Source organism: Vibrio atypicus, assembly GCF_009811315.1.
GTDB lineage: Bacteria > Pseudomonadota > Gammaproteobacteria > Enterobacterales > Vibrionaceae > Vibrio > Vibrio atypicus.
The window spans coordinates 148,922-167,010 of sequence record NZ_BLID01000008.1 but is presented as its reverse complement, the minus strand read 5'-3'; the positions used below and the strand labels follow the sequence as shown (position 1 = coordinate 167,010).

Below are 18,089 nucleotides of genomic sequence, written 5' to 3'. Positions count from 1 at the left end.
AATTATAGCTGAATCGACGTTGCTGATTGAACAATGTTAGGCACTAGATACCAAGTGCTTACTTGCTTTCCTTGTTTCTGCTCACTATTGGCACATACCACGCGCTGCTCCGTTTGTTGAACTTTTTTATGTATAAACAGCTGACGGCATTGATTTCCCAAACTAGAACTATAGTTAGGTCCCAACTCAATGTAATAATCACCATGAGGCAAAGTTGTACTTGACGGGGTATCTAAGGTTTGTTGGTAGTGCTCTGGTAATTTGATACCTACTGGCTTAATAGCAGCATTAACGAGTTCAACACTCGCCTCAACTTCGCGAGGTTTATTTGAGCAGCCCCCAAGTAATATCGGCATCAAAAATGCGATAGAGATCACTTTGTTCATTTTATTATCCAATATAAAATTACGCTACCGCCCATCGGTATTGACGCAAACCACACTATGCAACTCCACATTATATAAATTAAGCGGAGATTCTTATTGTATTACTGAGTTGTTTGTTAGTAAGGTTTTCCTGACGTTCTAGTGTATTTCATTTCAATCCGTAATGAAACTACCTCCTGTTTTTTGATTTATCTTATTTCACTTTTACTTCTTACTGTTTATTAAATAGAATAAAGATTGTGCACTGATATGCACTAACATCGATGTGTTAAATTGTAAATTTACAAGGATAAATTAATGAAAAATATTGCTCTAGCAATGTTGGTTGCACTAGGTGCGGCAACAAATGCTTTCGCAGCTGGTGAAGCAGCTACTGGTGCAGCTTCTGCAAGTGGCGGTGCTGCTGGCGGCGCTGCTGCAACAACTGCGGCTGCTGGTGTAGCAACAACGACTGCTGTAGCTGTTGGTGCTGTTGTCGCTGTTGGCGTTGTCGCTATTGCTGGCTCTGACAACGACGGTACTGATGGTACTGATGGTACTGATGGTACTAACTAATCATTAGCTGTTAGTCTAAACACCCTTAGCTTGGCTAAGGGTGTTTTTTTAGTTAATAACGCACGCCATATCTTCTTTTTATGTCATTGTCAGGATGAATGAATGACTTATCTTCGCAGCGCTCTACTCATTCTTATTCTCAGCTTCTTATCTGGTTGCTCCCAGCGTTTTCAAGATGTTAACGCTACAATTTCCGAAGGTCTCTTTGGGTTCGATGACATCAGCCTAAAAAAGGAGCAAGTCGCCGAACTGCCCTACGCCAGTATTTATGCCCGCGTAAATCAAGGCCCACAAATTTTCATGGTATTAGGGTTTGTTGATACCAACCCTGTTACCGGCAACCAACAGCTAAAATGGCTTTCCTCTGATAGTGCGGTAATCACCACTGAAAATGGCCGAGTAGTCAAAACGACCGCTCTACCTAGCCACAACTTATTGGGCTTATCATCAAGCACCAATCTAGCTGCACCTAATAACGAAACCACCTCTTGGCAAAATAGCTATGACTGGCAGCCAGGCTATCACTATGGAAAACAAGCAAAAGTAGAAAGCTCACCGGTAGGTATGGGAGTGACAACTTCCTTACTATGGGAAAAACAAACGAGCCATATTCGTGAAATCATCACCTTTCCTGATTCAGACCAACAAATGCAAAACGACTTTTGGGTAGATAACCAAGGTAGTGTAGTAAAAAGTGCTCAGTGGTTAGTTCCAAACGAGCTTTTGATAGAAATAGAAGTTCTTAAGCCTTACGCGGAGTAATTCAACCATGCATTTATCATCTATCAAAAAAGTTACAGCACTGTTCTTCGCAGGTTGCAGCCTAATTACGGCATCGAACGCATCGGCACAGGCGCTTAAAGTAAACCTACCCTCAACAGGCATCGCACTTGAATACGCTCAGCCACAGCGGATTGATCAAGTATTCACTGATGTTATTGCGCAAAAACCATCACCTTCTCCAGTTAATTTCCCCATCGCCAATCAACTGTTCAATTTAGAGAAACAAGAGCAAAGTGAACAGTTCAAGCAGCAAGTTTTGAAAAAACTGACTGATTTAACCTCAGGTAGTGGTAAGCAAAAAAAATCTATCGGCATTCTGATTGAGCAAATCAAAGATTGGCAAGTCGGCTATCGCGAATCAATCACGTTAGATTTTGATGAAATACGGCTGCAATCAAAGGCTAACCCTATGCTAAGTGGCGAATACGAATTTATTATTCCTGGCCGTAGCAATACCGTTAGCTTCGAGGGCTTATTGTTCTCTCCTCAACAGGTTGATTTTAAGTCAAACCAAACATTGAGCGACTACTTGGGTAAACTCAACCTGCTCTCTAGCGCGCACCCCAGTTATGCATGGGTTATCTACCCTAATGGCCATTACATTAAGGCTGGCTATGCCTACTGGAATAATGACAGTACTCAATTGACTCCGGGCAGCGTGGTATTTTTAGGTTACAACTCTGATACCCGTGAAATGCAGAACATCGAAAAAGACATCGTTAAGCTAATCAGTATGAGAAAAGGCACACAATGAAAATCCGTAAGCTTCCATTACTCCTTTCATCATTTGGCTTAATTTCTCTGCCAAGCTCAGCGACAAATGCAGATTGGCAAGTATCGCAAACCGATTTTGGTGGTACTGGCTTGATGCAAACGCCAACAGCAAGAATGGCTGATGAAGGCGAGTTTAATATTGGTGTTAGCGTTAACGATGATTACCATCATTATATGGTTTCACTTCAACTGATGAGTTGGCTCGAAACGACTATTCGCTACACACGTGTGCCTGACCTCGACTTTAGTAACGACCCTGAGTACAGTGGTGATAACCTCTACACCGATAAAGGCATCGATTTCAAAATTCGTTTACTTGAGGAGAGCTACTGGTTGCCTGAAACCTCTATCGGCGTAAGAGACTTTGGTGGTACTGGCCTTTTTGATGCGGAGTACCTTGCTGCCACTAAACGCTTTGGCAACGTCGACTTCACTCTAGGACTTGGTTGGGGATACTTAGGCCAAAGTGGCAATACCACAAATCCGTTTTGTAAATTCAGCGATGAGTACTGCTCTCGCCCTACCGACTTTAAAGGCACCGGAGGCAGTGTCGACTTCGAGCGTTGGTTTAAAGGCCCTGCATCTCTGTTTGGTGGTATCGAATATCAAACACCTTATGAACCACTGCGTTTAAAAGTAGAGTATGACGGCAACAACTACAGTCAGGATTTCCCTGTCACTCGTGGCGGAAAATCGATGACGCAGCATACACCTTGGAACTTTGGTATGAACTATCGCTTAGGTGATTGGGGGGATGCTAAGTTAAGCTACCAACGCGGAGATACGCTAACCTTAGGCTTTAATATCTACACCAACTTCAATGATATGAAGGCAATTTGGCGAGATGAGCCTAAAGCCGAGTTAAGACCAAGCAACAAAGACAGTGATTGGCGACAAGTAGCTGAGCAAATTGATAGTAATGCAGGCTACGAGCAAAACACCGTATCCAAACAAGGCGATACGCTTGTGGTTACTGGAGAGCAAGTTAAATACCGTGATCGTAATGAAGCCCTCGATAGAACTGCAGCAATATTGACAAACAACAGTGATGACTCCATTGATAAATTTGTTGTAATTGAAACCAAAAATGGCATGCCATTAACTGAAACAATTATCGACCGTGATACGTATATTGCTGCTGCGACTCACATGTCCACAGAGGCTAAGGTTGAAGATGCTTTCTCGACTAAGGAAGTGACCTCTAAAACTAATGCTGCGCTCGCTTCAACGAAACAACGTTGGGATTATGGCGTTGATCCCGTTTTGAAACAAAGCATCGGTGCGCCAGAAGCTTTCTATCTATATAGCATTGGCTTAAACGCGAAATCGAATTATTGGCTAACCGATAACGTGGAGCTGGCTGGCTCGGTTTACTTCAACCTAACCGATAACTATGACAAGTTTAATTATGTTGAGTACTCTCCACACGTACGTAACTACGCAACACCACGCGTGCGTACGATGTTCCGCGCTTATGTCCATGATAATCCAGTTCGCTTAAATCGACTTCAGTTAACTTGGTTTGAACAACCAACAGAGTCGGTTTATACCCAAGCTTATGGTGGTTACTTAGAGTCAATGTTTGCCGGTGTGGGTGGTGAAGTGTTATATCGCCCACTCAATGCTAACTGGGCAGTGGGCGCCGATGTGAACTTAGTCAGCCAGCGTGACCCAGATTCTTGGTTCGGAGTATTTAGCGAAGATTATTTCTTCTACGATGAAGCAGCCTGTAACCAACCGATCCCGCAATGCCAAGCTTATGTTCTTAGCCAAGGCACTACAGGACACGTAACTGGCTACTATATGCCGCAGTGGCAATTTTTAGACAGCACTTTGTTTAAGGTGAGCGCTGGTAAATTCCTTGGCGGTGATGTTGGTGCGCGTGTCGATTTCTCTAAACAGTTTAAATCCGGTGTGATTGTAGGCGCCTATGCCACTTTGACGGACTTAACAGCTGAAGAGTATGGTGAAGGTAGCTACAACAAGGGCTTTTATGTCTCCATCCCTATGGACATCATGACAGTGAAGCCAAGCACCAGTCGAACTCAGCTCGCTTGGGAACCAATTACCCGTGATGGTGGTCAGATGTTGCGTAAGAAGTACCACCTATTCTACCGTACTGATGCTAGATCACAGTGGAGTCAACGACCAAATAGTGTTGAGTAATTTGCGGTGATTAATGTTAGGGGCTGATGTGAGAACATCGGCCCTTTTTGGTTTAGTTACTCTGTAGCTAAGTCTTTCACCCGCTACTTAAGATTCCGGACAACTCGTGCCTCATCTCCGGAATGACAATAATAACGTTAGGCACATTTATTGCTTAAATCCTGTCAGATTAATATGAATTGGACGAGATATTGACGATGAAAGCAGCAAAAACAGCCATTTTACTGACTTTACCAGCCCTAATGGTCGGTTGTGGTGGCAGTGGTGGCAGTGGTAGCAGTGGTGGCAACAATGGTGGTACAACTCCTACAACATACACTTGGCAGTTTGTTCAAATGAAAGAACTACCGAAAAGTGCTATGGAACAATTTTGTGGAGTTGGGAATGCTACAGTCTTCAATATAGATGATAGCGACAGTGACAGCTCAAACTGGCTATATACTTTCGCAGCCAAAGCTCCCAATATCTCAGACGTTATTGTGTATAACGCTGACGGAAGTTTAGCAAACAGCTCATTGGATAAGTTCGATATCAATCAAACTAATGGCACTCTAACGTTTACCGAAAATGATGTACCTGATGGTGGTTACCTAGTAATAGTTGACTCTTCGAATAGCATAGACAATGTATTAAGTGTAGAAAAGGATGCTATTCAGAACTTTGTCGTCAAAGTTAATAGAGAGCAAGGCCAACAAAGCTGTCTTACTGGCGGAAGTCTCATCAATGAATCCCGACTAAAGAAAGTGAATACAGGCACTTTTAATGGCATTGTAACAACGTCAGTAGAAGGCTATGTAGACGGAAAATCCACAAAAGATAGTGGTACTATCAAGGCTGATATAGAAGTTCTTGCTACCAACGAAAGCTTACTATTGTCCGGCTACAACGCTAGCAGCGAGGTTATTGGCTACAAGTTCATCAATAAATCTGAACTTTCAGATAATTCCTCCTCGACACCAAACACTGTTTTTCTTGACCCTATATTCGATAACAAAACTATCGACTTCACCAATACAGTTGGAGCAGTATTTGGCTCATTGACAATGAAAGCTATTTACTCAGGTTTAACATTTGACTGGTACGACTGGACTACGGAAGCAAACTCTTTCACCACGAGTGCTCCTGATACATCTTCTATCGACTACTCTTCATCTTACAAGGGAACTCTTAATGGTTGGAGTGTAGATCATAACTCTGTGCTTGAAAATGCAGCTAACAATGTTAGTTTGGCTGCCTTGGATATGCCAACACAGCCCGTAAGTCTAGATTGCTCTGGTACAAACTGCTACTTTTCCGAAACCGATGTAACATCACTTAACTCAGAGCTGAATACCATCCGCCTTTCTAGCGGTAATGCCCGTTACGCACTGGTATCCACTGGGAATGCTCTCGTACCAAAAATCACCAATGTCACCTACCCAGACTCTAGCACAACTATCAGTTCCAAAATGCTACTTTCAGAAAATAGTAGCGTAGAGTTGAGAAAAGCCTTCTTGGTAAATGATACGACCAGAAACTACGATCCTTCAGCGGACTATATTGAATTACTTGCAATGCCTAGCGATGATCTTCAGCACCGTGTAACCATAGCATCCTATGATTACACATTCATATCAAAATAAACAAAAAGGGCAGCGTTACTTCGCTGCCCTTTCTCTATCGAATTCAAGCTTTCGACTCTTCTACAGAATCTGCTTCAACACCCTATCCGCTTTCACTCGCGTGATCTTACGCATCAGCTTTTGTACTGGTTCTGGATAATTCTCAAACTTCTCTAACTGCTTATAGGTACAGATTAACTGAGTGTGCTGAAGGATGTTCTCTACTTCCTTTTCAAACTGCTTAGTTAGGTGATGGTAGTTATCTTGAATAAGAATCGCATTTTCCAAATCTAACTTCCATGCACGCGGGTTCAGGTTGTTGCCGGTGATCAGCATATAACGCTTATCTACCCAAATACCTTTTAGATGGTAGCTGTTCTCTTCATGCTTCCATAGATAGATGGAGAGCTTACGGCTAGCGATATTCGCTTCATTCGCTTTCGCAAACTGACGTAAGTTACGCTCATATAAGTAAGGTAAGCCACCGATGGTTTTAAACTCTTCTTCTGGAGAGATGTAAAAGTCATTTGCCGTTTTATCACCGACGACAATCGTCACTTTTACGCCCCGCTTGATCGCCTTTTTCACTTCTTTTGCTACGCTACGCGGGAAGTTAAAGTAAGGCGTGCAGATGAAAATCTCATCTTGCGCGAGAGCCAACAACTGATTAATGCCTTGGTTGAGTTTATTTCGTTTTTTGCCGACACCGACAATGGGTGTCACCGCGACATGCTCAGGAGAGATCGGTTGGTCTTCAAACTGGTACGATGCTTTTGCCAATGAACCACGTAGCTGACGAATTTGCGCTTTGATCTCTTTGGTTTCAGGCTTTGTTGGACACGCTAAATCGTTCACAGCAGGGTGAGCGATCATCTCTTGCTGAACCATTTTCACCATGCTGTCTGCTAGCGCCTGATTGCCCAGCACATGGTAACGATCAAAACGGTAACGATCTTTATAGTTCAAGTAGATGTTGTTTAAGCTCGCACCGCTGTAAATGACTTGGTCATCAATGATGAAGCCTTTCAAGTGCAATACACCAAACACTTCACGACCGCGAACTGGCACGCCGTACACTGGGAGCTTATGTTCGTATTTGTCTGCAAACGCTTTGTACATGGATGCGTTCGTTTCACCCGGAGCCGCACCAATCAAACCGCGCTGAGCCCGGTGCCAGTCTACACATACCGCAATATCTAAGCCTGGGTTGCGCTGCTTGGCTTCATAAAGCTCGGTTAAGATCTCTCGGCCAGCTTCATCATCCTCTAGGTAAAGTGCCACAAGGTAGATTCGCTTACTTGCCTTCTGAATCGCCTCAATCAGACGAGTTCTGAAATCTCGCGCAGCATAGAGCGTCTCAAACTGAGCCGGATCTTGCGCCAGAGTTGGCAGTTGTTCGAATATATTCCTATTGGTCATCATGTTGGATGTAATACCTTTACTTAAAGTGGAGAGCGATATTATCAAAATATGGAGGATTTTGCCTAGAATTGCTGCGCCAGTTTAGCATTTGACTGGCTAAGAATTGTCCTTAGCTCACAGCCTGATGAAAGTTTAGCGCAGATTGGCGTGATTATTGATAATCATCAAAGCCTTAACGCTTATCCCTGATATTGCATCGCGACCAGTTTCTTACCGCTATTCGAGTAGCGCTGAAAGAGCTGTTTCAGTGAGTTTGGCAATTGTTGTTCTTGCTGTGTTATGAAACCATGCTGAGTGTAAAAGCTTTCTAGGTGTTGATAAGCAAAGCAGTAATCATTTGCCGTTAGTATCTGTTCACGGCAATGTGCCATCAATTGATGACCGAATCCTTTTTCTCTTTGCTCCGGAACCACCAGCATTCCGGTGAGCAAGCGGTACTCTTCTATGTTACGAAAGCGCACGACCGCCACCATGTTAGCTTGCTCGTAGCCGACGATAGTCAGCTCATCCTTTTTCGCTTTGCCCGATGGATAATACTGCTTATACAGACGCGCCACCAAAGGCAGTTTGATCGGGTCTAAGGTTTCGATTGTTAACACGCTCATTATCGCCCAATAGTTTTTTAAGGTAGAATACGCGCAGTTTAGATGACTCGATAACGCTGATGCAAATAATGACCAACGCTAACCTTGCGCCCTACCATACGTTTTCTATTTCACAAACTTGTGACTACCTAATTGAAGTTCACAGCGTAGACGACATTATTGCCGCCTATCAGAACCCACAATGGCAAGCGCATCCTAAATTGATGATTGGAAAAGGCAGTAATATGCTCTTTACTGAACACTTCCAAGGTGTGGTAATGATCAACCGTTTGCTGGGTAAATCGGTGACCGAGACTGACGCATATTGGCATTTGCATATTGCTGGCGGTGAAGATTGGCCATCTTTGGTCGAGTGGAGCGTTGAACAAGGTTATGACGGGCTTGAAAACTTAGCACTCATTCCTGGTTGCGCAGGCAGTGCTCCAATTCAAAATATCGGCGCTTATGGCATTGAACTGCAAGATGTGTGTGAATACGTCGATATTCTTTGTTTAGAGACATTTGCAGTAAAACGCCTATCCGCGAGCGAGTGTCAATTTGGTTATCGAGACTCGATTTTCAAGCAAAGCTTATATCAAAAAGCGATTGTTGTGGCTTTAGGTTTAAAGCTTACGAAACAGTGGCAACCGAATATTGAATACGGACCGCTTAGAGAATTTGATAGTTCAATCGTAACTGCTAAACAAATCTTTGACCAAGTTTGCCAAGTGCGTATGACCAAGCTACCCGATCCATCAGTCACTGGAAATGCTGGGAGTTTTTTTAAGAACCCGATAATTTCCAACCAACAACATCAAAATCTCAAATCGCAATTCCCAGATTTAGTCGCCTACCCAGCCGATAATGGTCTGAAGTTAGCAGCGGGCTGGCTCATCGACCAATGCGGCTTAAAAGGCACAACGATTGGCGGTGCTCAAGTTCATCCAAACCAAGCGCTTGTGTTGGTGAATACAGGCTCTGCGACCGCAGAAGATGTGACCAACCTTGCAGCAAAAGTGCAAGCAAGCGTACTGGACAAATTTGGCGTGATGCTAGAACACGAAGTGCGCTTTATGGGCAGCCAGCAAGAGACCTATCTCGCACAAATTTTGGAGAATAGAGCATGAAAGAGCACACTATTAAACTCACCATCTTAAAGACGCTTGCTGAAGGCGGTTTTCACTCTGGTGAAGAGCTAGGCGAGCAATTTGGTGTCTCTCGCGCTGCGATTAGTAAGCATATCAAAGGCATTCAAGAATGGGGCGTCGATATATATCGCGTTCAAGGTAAAGGCTATCAACTTGCCCAGCCGATGCAGTTGCTAGATGAAAAGGTACTTAGCGCTCAGTTTGGCGCTTTAGTCGAGCTCATTCCGGTGATTGACTCTACTAACCAGTATTTACTCGATAAAGTTGATTCACTTGAGTCTGGTGCTGTTTGTGTTGCCGAGTATCAGGCAAAAGGTCGCGGCCGACGTGGCAGAGAATGGGTCTCCCCTTTTGGTGCAAACTTATACATGTCTATGTTTTGGCGACTTGATGCCGGAATGGCTGCCGCGATGGGACTAAGCTTAGTGGTCGGGGTTGCCATTGTAGAAGCGCTCGAAAAACTTGGCATTGAAGGGGTCAAACTCAAATGGCCAAATGACCTCTACTACCAAGATCGAAAACTAGCAGGTATTTTAGTCGAGATGTCGGGCCAAGCTGGCGCTGCAGCTAACCTAGTGATTGGTACAGGTATGAACTTGATGATGGCGGAACAAACCGAAGGCATCACCCAGCCTTGGGCCAGCTTAAAAGATGTGGCAGGCACTGACAGCATTGATCGTAACAAGCTTGCGATTAGCTTAATCACCACACTCCATACAGCCCTCACGGATTATGAAATGTATGGTATGCAAGGCTTTGTTGAACGCTGGAACCGCCTAGATAACTTTTTAGATAGACCAATAAAGCTGATTATGGGACCAAGAGAAATCACGGGGATTTGCCGCGGAATTAATGAGCAAGGTGCTGTATTACTCGAGACAGAAAATAGCGTTGAGAGCTTTATTGGTGGGGAGATTTCTTTGCGTGACAATGCAAATTAAACGAATCAAAAGCCTAGCTTATTTGGCTAGACTTTTGAATGTTCAACTCTTTTTAAGCTCGCTGACTCGCATTCCACACTAAGTCACCAATGCCATCAGTTGGCGCAAAACCAGTAGGGGCATCCAAGAGCAACTGACGTATCTGCTCGTGAGCAGTAATGTGACAAGCATCGTCTATTTGTTGCAACAACTCTTGATAGTCTTCGACCGATAAATAACTTTCATTAGCAGTCAATATACGTTGGTGCTCTGTTTGACTGACATTATCACCAATCAATAACTCTTCAAACAGTTTCTCACCAGGGCGAAGACCTGAATAATGAATTTCAATCTCTCCTTCTGGATTAGATTCATCTTTTATTTCGAGTCCAGAAAGGTGAATAAGATTTATTGCCAGCTCTGCAATTTTGACTGGCTCTCCCATATCTAAAACAAACACATCTCCACCTTTGCCCATAGCCCCTGCTTGAATAACCAATTGAGCGGCTTCCGGAATAGTCATGAAGTAGCGAATAATATCAGGATGAGTCACAGTTACTGGCCCCCCCATCGCGATCTGTTTTTTGAATAATGGAATAACTGAACCAGAAGAGCCTAAAACGTTGCCAAAGCGAACCATACAAAAGCGGGTGCCATTTTCCTTCAGCTCTTCTTGTTCAGCTAATGCTTGAAGGCCAAGTTCTGCCATGCGTTTGGTGGTCCCCATAACATTGGTTGGTCTAACAGCTTTATCAGTCGATATAAGAACAAAGGATTCAACCTTTGAGGCTACAGCTGCTTGTGCTGTTCGGAAAGTGCCGAAGATATTGTTTTCCACGCCTTCGATAACGTTGTATTCAACCAATGGGACATGCTTATAAGCGGCAGCGTGATAGACCGTCTGGACCTTAAACGAACTCATCACAGACTTTAGGCGTTCACTATTTTGTACTGAGCCTAAAATGGGGAAGACAGTAATTTCTAAACCTAAGTCATTAACTAATTGATTAACCTCTCGATCAATCTGATATAAGCCAAATTCAGACAGTTCAAATAAGACCAACGCTTGTGGTCGATTACTAATAATTTGACGGCAAAGTTCAGAACCAATTGAGCCACCAGCTCCTGTGACCATTACAACTTTGCCTGTAATGTTTTTCTCTAATAGCTCTTGATTCGGCTCTACAGTATCTCGGCCCAGTAGATCTTCGACCGTCACTTCTTTTAACTGATCTAGTTGAAAGCTGCCGTTGATAATGTCATCAAGGTTAGGAACCGTCAGTACTTCAACTTGAAGCTCAGTCAAGCGCTCGATAATATCTCGGCGCTGGCCACGAGAAGCGGAAGGTATAGCTAACAAAACTTTAGCAACGCTGTGCTTTTCGACCAGAGATTTGAGCTTAGAGCGTCTAAATACCGTAATACCATGAATGGTAGTTTTCTTGAGTGACTTATCATCATCGATAAACGCAACTACTTTGTACTCTTTTCCCTGCCGAATAAGGTTGACTAATTGGCGACCTGCAGAGCCGGCACCATAAATGATAACGGGTTCAGAATCACTCGATAACGCACTATTAATATAGTGCTTCATTAGCAGACGAGAGCCCCCAGAAAATATCACAAAGTAGCTTGCATATATGAAAGGAACAGAGCGAGGAAGAAAGACCTGGAGGTAGTGTGCCAACAACACAACTAACAGAGCTGATACAGCCGCCGTTGCAGATACAGAAACAATCGCCGCGGTGCTCATATAGCGCAAAATCGCACGATATAAACCACTACGAACAATAATAGCGATTGTAGCAACAATAAGGGCAGCTAAAAGAAACCAATACTCTGGGTCAGCGACATACTCAGAAATATCGCCCATTCGGGTATAATAGGCTCCCCAAAACGCAGCTGTAATGGCTAACGCATCAGAAAGTACACCAACGACACGTTTTACGGGGCGTGATAATGTAAACAGAAAACGCACGAATCACTTTCCTAAAGGTTTTATTGGTTGTTTAATCACAGCGCGTTGCGTTAGTGATGATTTCACGCAAAACGAAAGCGGTTTTTTCTATTTCATCCTCAGTGAGTGTTGGGTGCACTAAAAACATTAAGCTTGTTTCACCAAGTTCAACGGCATTTGGGAGACGCTTTTCTGGGCGCCATGGTGTGCTATCAAATGCTTTTTCAAGATAAACCTCAGAGCAACTCCCCTGAAAAGCTGGAACACCACGCGCAACCATTTCATCAACGATTCGATCGCGATTCCAACCGTCAGCTAATAGTTCAGGAGCCACAAACAAGTAGTGCTTGTATTCCGCATGTTCAGCATACTCTGGCACTTCAACACGGCGGACTAAAGGTAGATCACTTACAGCTTGATCAATAATCAACGCGTAAGATTGTCTTACTTCAGTCCACTCAGGCATACGCTGTAGCTGTATACGCCCAATTGCGGCCTGCATTTCTGTCATTCGCCAATTGGTCCCAAAAGACTCATGTAGCCAACGAAATCCTGGTGGATGCTGGCGATTGTAGATAGCGTCGTAGCTTTTTCCGTGATCTTTGTAAGACCACATAGTATCCCAGAGAGTTTTATCGTTTGTCGTCACCATGCCGCCTTCTCCACCAGTGGTCATGATTTTATCTTGGCAAAAAGACCATGCTCCTATGTGGCCAATACTACCTACACTTCGACCTTTATATTTGGCGCCATGTGCTTGAGCACAATCCTCAATGACTTTAAAACCATGCTTCTCAGATAGAGCCATAATGTCATCCATTTCCGCAGGCATACCAGCGAGGTGCACAACTATCACGGCTTTGGTTTTATCAGTAAGAACAGCTTCTATAGAGGCTGCCGTAATAGCCTGGCTATTTAGATCCACATCTGCAAATACTGGGTTAGCTCCTGCCGTCACAATCGATGACGCTGACGCTAAAAAGGTACGTGGTGTAGTGATCACTTCGTCACCTTCCCCCACATCAAGTGCTTTTAATGCCAAATCCAGAGCCAAGGTCCCATTACCTAATGCAATCGCATAATCACAGCCAACCCAAGCAGCGAACTCTTTTTCGAACTCACGACACTCTGTTCCAGTCCAGTAATTGACTTTATTCGAAAGCAATACTCTTGAAACCGCGTTTGATTCTTCTTCGGTATATGATGGCCAAGGGGAAAAGGGCGTATTTAGCACAATAAAACCTTATGTTATGAAAGAGGACGAGCAGGAGTTCCAACAACTGTGGCATCATCAGCGACATCATGAATAACAGTAGCTCCGGCACCGATTGTGGCATCTTTACCTATCGTTACCAACTGCTTTACTTGAGAGCCAATACCTATCCAGGAGTATTCTGAGATTGTTACACCACCTGCAATATTAGCGCCTGGGCTGATATGAACGCCGTCTGATATTATACAATCATGGTCGATGGAACTAGAAGTATTGATGATACACCCAACGCCTATAGTCACAAAAGGGTTCACGACAGCATTCGCCATTACGACCGTACCTAGTCCTAACTGAGCGTAACCACTCACCGATGCAGACGGATGTATCAATGGTTTTAAAACGGCTTCGGCTTGCTCAAGAGCCTTAATTTTTGGCAATCGGATATGATTATTGCCTATCGCAACTACCACTAAATCGTATGATGTCGCATGCTTCAGCAGAGTATCACTGTCTCCCAACACGCTCCAATGCTCGACATTTTTCAAGGCAGGCCAACGATCATCAAAAAAGTGAATTTCACGATAACCGTTAAGCTCCGCTATCTCAGCAATCACTTTCCCATGGCCACTAGCACCTAAAATGGCGCATTTAGTCATCGGCATTTCCTTTGAATGGTTCAATAGTGACATGTCCATCTGCTGAAATACCCTCTTTTACAAACACTTTTTTAACTGTAAAAAAGAGGATTTTAATATCAAGCCAAAATGAACGATTATCAACATACCAAACATCAAGCTTGAACTTTTCATCCCAACTGATTGCATTGCGCCCATTTATTTGTGCCCAACCTGTTACACCTGGGCGAACATCATGGCGTCTAGCTTGCTCTTTATTGTACAGAGGAAGATATTGCATAAGCAACGGCCTAGGGCCAACAAGACTCATTTCGCCTTTAAGAACATTCCAAAGTTCGGGTAGTTCATCTAGACTAGAGTTTCTTAGCTTATCGCCGAATGGCGTCATACGCTCAGAATCAGGAAGTGGGTTACCGTCTTTGTCCGTGGCATCTTTCATTGTCCGAAACTTGATCATTTCGAAAGGTTTACCATTCAATCCTGGGCGAGTTTGACGAAAAAGTACTGGGGAACCCAAGTTGTTCTTAATCTTGTAAGCAACGAGTGCAATGATTGGGGATAATACAATCAGTGCTATCAACGACGTAGTGAAATCAAACAGTCTCTTCATCCTAGAAGCTCCATATATTTCTTAGCGATAACACTCACCTCTCTTTGGGCGACAACAAATTGATGACCACGTTTACCGATCATACTAAGTTCATCAACAGGTTTTTTGTATAAACCTACGACCGCGTTAGCAAAAGCTACAGGATCGTTGGCAGGAGTATACTCCCCGCAGTCAGCTTCGTTGATCATTGACGGATAACCTGAGTACATTGCCACTATTGGTTTGGAAGCATACATATAGTCAATAAATTTGTTCAATGACAATCCATATTTATAGATGGGCTCATCTTGCACCGCGGCAACAAGGATATCCGAAGCAGCTAATATAGATTGCACCTGAGATTTCTTTACTTTCGGAGCAAATGTAATATTTGTTGAACCTTTTGCATGCATCTCCAAATCCTCTTTGAGGTAACCATCTCCTACAAATAAGAAATGAATATCTTGATACCCTTGAGATTCAATGAGTTTCGCCGATTCGATTATCCGATCCAAAGAGTTGGCACTACCAAATGTCCCCGTATATGTGACAATAAACTTGCCGAATGGGATATAAGATGTACGATAATCATCGCCAATATCCTCTTGCTGATCATGGTAAAAGCTCAGATCAACCCCTTGAGGAATACAGGTTATTCGGCAATCTGTTGTTACTATGCTCTTAACATGCGCCTCTAACCCCGGCATGGTACCAACGATTTCATCCGCATATTTGTAAGCGCACTTCTCCATACTTCCAAGCACCATTACCAAAGGATGTTTAGATGATAAGCCTTTCAAATCCATTAAGGTCTGAGGCCAAATATCACGCACTTCAAAAACTAATTTCGCCCCAAAAAATTTCTTAGCAAAAGCGCCAGAAATAATTGAAAACAAAGATAAAGAAGATGCGATAACAACATCAGGCTTAGGGTATTTTTTGCTAATCAGTAACCAAACCACCATTAACTCAAAATACAACCAGCCAAGTAAACGTTTGACACTGGTCGCTTTATCGTACTTTGGAGTATTAACCCAAGTAACATCAAAGCCATCATGCTCTTGATCAAGGTAACGCTGTTTAAACGTCGGCAAACTATCATACAAATGCGAGGAATTAGAAAGAACTAAACGAACATCCATACCAGCCTTCGCAAACTGCTTACACAGCATAGATTGGCGAGTATCAGCACCAAACGGTTTAATGTTGGCGTATTTAGAAATATACCAAAGCTTAGTTTTCATATGTCACTAAAGTATTGATGATATTTTTCGCTGCATGCCCACCACCATATAAGTTCATTTTAAAGTCTGATGAAAAATGGAAATTATGGTAGCACGTTAAGATTTTTTCTGAACTCGCCCCCACAAGAACATTGAATTTGTTCTCAACAAGCTCAACCCACTCTGTCTCATCTCGTAACGTAATGCATGGCTTAGCAAAAAAGAAAGCTTCTTTTTGTAAACCTCCACTATCAGTCATCACGAGTTTACAGTGATCAATAAGCCACACCATGTTGAGATATCCTACAGGGTCTATAATTTTGATATTTTTTGATAAGTTAATACCCCAATTTGCAATGATATTTCTTGTTCTTGGATGTAATGGCAAAACAACTTGAGTATCGAGCGCAAGCTTTTCAAGAGCAGTGAAAATAGAACGTAGACGCGATTGATCATCTGTATTTTCTGCTCGGTGGATCGTTGATAATATGAAAGGGCCTTCTATTCCCAGATTTTTAGGTTTGATCGCCAATGATTTGTAGAACAGGGCACCATCTTGCATAACATCACCAGAAAGAAATGCTTCCCCATCCCAAAAGCTAAGTCCCTCACTCTCTAGGTTATCAATCGCTGCTCGAGTAGGACAAAATAGTAACGAGCTCACTCTATCGGTAAGGATTCTATTTATTTCTTCTGGCATTTTCATATTAAAGGAACGCAATCCAGCTTCAATGTGTGCAACTTTAATGTGCAACTTCGATGCAGCAAGAGAAGCCGCTAATGTAGAATTAGTATCTCCATAAACCAATACCCAATCAGGTTTTTCATCCACGAGCACCTTCTCAATGGACTCAATCATTTGACCAGTCATGGCACCGTGCGATTTACCTCCAATACCCAGCGAATAAGTTGGCTTGGGGATTTTCATTTCTTCGAAAAAAATATCACTCATATTCTGGTCATAGTGCTGACCAGTGTGCACAATAACTTCTTCAACGTTGGGATAGTTAAGTAGCTCTCTGCTAACGGTTCCGGCTTTAATAAATTGAGGTCTAGCCCCCACCACTGTTACGATTTTCATTGTTGCAATAAACCTTCGTAAATTCGCTTCATTCGAGATGTATTTTTCTGATAGTTGTACTTCTGTTGTACAATCGTTCTGTTAGCTTCAATAGCTTTGGTTTCAACACCATACTTTACCAAACGTTCTAAAATAACAGCTAAACTGGCTTTTCTATCATCGCTCAAAAACTCTGCATAACCTTCAGAAAAAGTTTCTCGATTGGACTCAATATCCGAAACTACTGGATACAACCCAATATGCATCGCCTCATATAATGCTAATGGCGCTCCATCTGTAGTTGGTATGGAAATATAATACTGAGCATTGCGCATAAATTCGAACAAAACGCTATGTTCAACTTTTCCTTTGAACAGAATAGAGTGTCTGTTATCACATGACTTTATAGCCTCACGAACTCGCTCTTCATCCGTTTGTTTTCCATAACCATAGACCAACAAAGTCCCCTTCCCACCATTTGTTAAGTATTGGTCAAATTCACGCACGACATAATCTACTCGATAAATATCAAGGAAGCCTCTATTAATAATAAATATTGGGGAAGCAACATCATGTTGAATCGGTTTAACAGAAATAGATGTATCGATCCCATACTGAAACACTTCATAACTAGGATGAGTAGAAATGGCTTCCGCTCGTGCCGCAAGCGCTTTTGACGCACAGTTTACGATAGGATAAGACGACAAAGTATAACGCATCAGAAGTCGACGTAGCACAGATCTCTCACAATAATTGATGTCCGACCCCCACGCAGAAAGTACTTTCCTATTCGTTTTGAGAAAAGAAGCCAGCAACCCATAAGAGCTGGCATAATGCACATGTACAACGTCTGGCTTTACACGATCAAAAAACGTTATCAATTGTCTAATTGCTGTAACACACCAAGATTTCTTATGAAAAATGCTGCTATAAAAATAAACGTTGCTATCCAAAATCGACGTGACATTAGACTCTGCGAAAGTAAAAGCAAAAGTTTCATAACTACTATCTAAGCAATCGGTCCAACGTTTCATATGAACACTGGCAAGATCACCCAAAACCAATAATTTCAT

General features: G+C 42.9%; 17 protein-coding genes. 7 read left to right on the top strand and 10 right to left on the bottom strand.

Features of this window, described 5'->3' with window-relative positions; genetic code table 11:
- Positions 1-2: 2 nt before the first annotated feature.
- Entirely contained in the window at positions 3-386 is a 384-nt protein-coding gene (locus GVO60_RS16910; protein WP_159656115.1) for a hypothetical protein, read from the bottom strand.
- Positions 387-683: 297 nt separating this feature from the next.
- On the opposite strand from GVO60_RS16910, the gene GVO60_RS16905 reads away from it, so the two are divergent.
- The 5 genes from GVO60_RS16905 to GVO60_RS16885 all read left to right on the top strand — a co-directional run bounded on the left by GVO60_RS16905 (position 684) and on the right by GVO60_RS16885 (position 6,286).
- Positions 684-941 (top strand): hypothetical protein, encoded by a 258-nt coding sequence (locus tag GVO60_RS16905; protein ID WP_159656113.1) that lies wholly within the window; start codon positions 684-686, stop codon positions 939-941.
- Between the two features lie 102 nt (positions 942-1,043).
- Entirely contained in the window at positions 1,044-1,703 is a 660-nt protein-coding gene (locus GVO60_RS16900; RefSeq protein WP_159656111.1) for a YjbF family lipoprotein, read from the top strand.
- Between the two features lie 7 nt (positions 1,704-1,710).
- Positions 1,711-2,478, top strand: a complete 768-nt coding sequence (locus GVO60_RS16895; RefSeq protein ID WP_159656109.1) for a capsule biosynthesis GfcC family protein — start codon at positions 1,711-1,713, stop codon at positions 2,476-2,478.
- Positions 2,475-4,664 (top strand): YjbH domain-containing protein, encoded by a 2,190-nt coding sequence (locus GVO60_RS16890; RefSeq protein WP_159656107.1) that lies wholly within the window; start codon positions 2,475-2,477, stop codon positions 4,662-4,664. The genes GVO60_RS16895 and GVO60_RS16890 overlap by 4 nt, the downstream gene beginning before the upstream one ends.
- Positions 4,665-4,861: 197 nt before the next feature.
- Entirely contained in the window at positions 4,862-6,286 is a 1,425-nt protein-coding gene (locus tag GVO60_RS16885; protein ID WP_159656105.1) for a hypothetical protein, read from the top strand.
- Positions 6,287-6,346: 60 nt separating this feature from the next.
- Here GVO60_RS16885 and pssA read toward each other — a convergent pair whose 3' ends face one another.
- The gene (pssA, locus tag GVO60_RS16880; RefSeq protein WP_159656103.1) at positions 6,347-7,687 is read right to left on the bottom strand and encodes a CDP-diacylglycerol--serine O-phosphatidyltransferase; all 1,341 of its coding nucleotides are present in this window, start codon (positions 7,685-7,687) and stop codon (positions 6,347-6,349) included.
- A gap of 179 nt (positions 7,688-7,866) precedes the next feature.
- Positions 7,867-8,292 carry a GNAT family N-acetyltransferase gene (locus GVO60_RS16875; protein ID WP_159656101.1) on the bottom strand — a complete coding sequence of 142 codons (426 nt, stop codon included), beginning with the start codon at positions 8,290-8,292 and terminating at the stop codon, positions 7,867-7,869.
- Positions 8,293-8,351: 59 nt separating this feature from the next.
- Between GVO60_RS16875 and murB the strand changes: the two genes are divergently transcribed.
- Together murB and birA are read left to right on the top strand one after the other, a co-directional pair.
- Positions 8,352-9,398: a UDP-N-acetylmuramate dehydrogenase gene (gene murB, locus GVO60_RS16870; protein ID WP_159656099.1), complete on the top strand. Its 1,047-nt coding sequence runs from the start codon at positions 8,352-8,354 to the stop codon at positions 9,396-9,398.
- Positions 9,395-10,360: a bifunctional biotin--[acetyl-CoA-carboxylase] ligase/biotin operon repressor BirA gene (birA, locus tag GVO60_RS16865; protein WP_159656097.1), complete on the top strand. Its 966-nt coding sequence runs from the start codon at positions 9,395-9,397 to the stop codon at positions 10,358-10,360. Before murB ends, birA begins: the two co-directional genes overlap by 4 nt.
- 52 nt (positions 10,361-10,412) lie before the next feature.
- On the opposite strand, the gene GVO60_RS16860 is transcribed toward birA, so the two are convergent.
- The 7 genes from GVO60_RS16860 to GVO60_RS16830 are packed head-to-tail and all read right to left on the bottom strand — an operon-like array spanning position 10,413 to position 18,089.
- Positions 10,413-12,317: a polysaccharide biosynthesis protein gene (locus tag GVO60_RS16860; protein ID WP_159656095.1), complete on the bottom strand. Its 1,905-nt coding sequence runs from the start codon at positions 12,315-12,317 to the stop codon at positions 10,413-10,415.
- A 31-nt stretch (positions 12,318-12,348) separates the two neighbouring features.
- Positions 12,349-13,530: a DegT/DnrJ/EryC1/StrS family aminotransferase gene (locus GVO60_RS16855; RefSeq protein ID WP_159656093.1), complete on the bottom strand. Its 1,182-nt coding sequence runs from the start codon at positions 13,528-13,530 to the stop codon at positions 12,349-12,351.
- Positions 13,531-13,544: 14 nt separating this feature from the next.
- On the bottom strand, positions 13,545-14,165 hold the full coding sequence (locus GVO60_RS16850; RefSeq protein WP_159656091.1) for an acetyltransferase: 621 nt from the start codon (positions 14,163-14,165) through the stop codon (positions 13,545-13,547).
- On the bottom strand, positions 14,158-14,754 hold the full coding sequence (locus GVO60_RS16845) for a sugar transferase (RefSeq protein ID WP_159656089.1): 597 nt from the start codon (positions 14,752-14,754) through the stop codon (positions 14,158-14,160). Before GVO60_RS16845 ends, GVO60_RS16850 begins: the two co-directional genes overlap by 8 nt.
- The gene (locus GVO60_RS16840; RefSeq protein ID WP_159656087.1) at positions 14,751-15,977 is read right to left on the bottom strand and encodes a glycosyltransferase family 4 protein; all 1,227 of its coding nucleotides are present in this window, start codon (positions 15,975-15,977) and stop codon (positions 14,751-14,753) included. The genes GVO60_RS16845 and GVO60_RS16840 overlap by 4 nt, the downstream gene beginning before the upstream one ends.
- Positions 15,967-17,037 (bottom strand): non-hydrolyzing UDP-N-acetylglucosamine 2-epimerase, encoded by a 1,071-nt coding sequence (gene wecB, locus GVO60_RS16835; protein WP_159656085.1) that lies wholly within the window; start codon positions 17,035-17,037, stop codon positions 15,967-15,969. Before wecB ends, GVO60_RS16840 begins: the two co-directional genes overlap by 11 nt.
- Positions 17,034-18,089: a glycosyltransferase gene (locus tag GVO60_RS16830; RefSeq protein ID WP_159656083.1), complete on the bottom strand. Its 1,056-nt coding sequence runs from the start codon at positions 18,087-18,089 to the stop codon at positions 17,034-17,036. The genes wecB and GVO60_RS16830 overlap by 4 nt, the downstream gene beginning before the upstream one ends.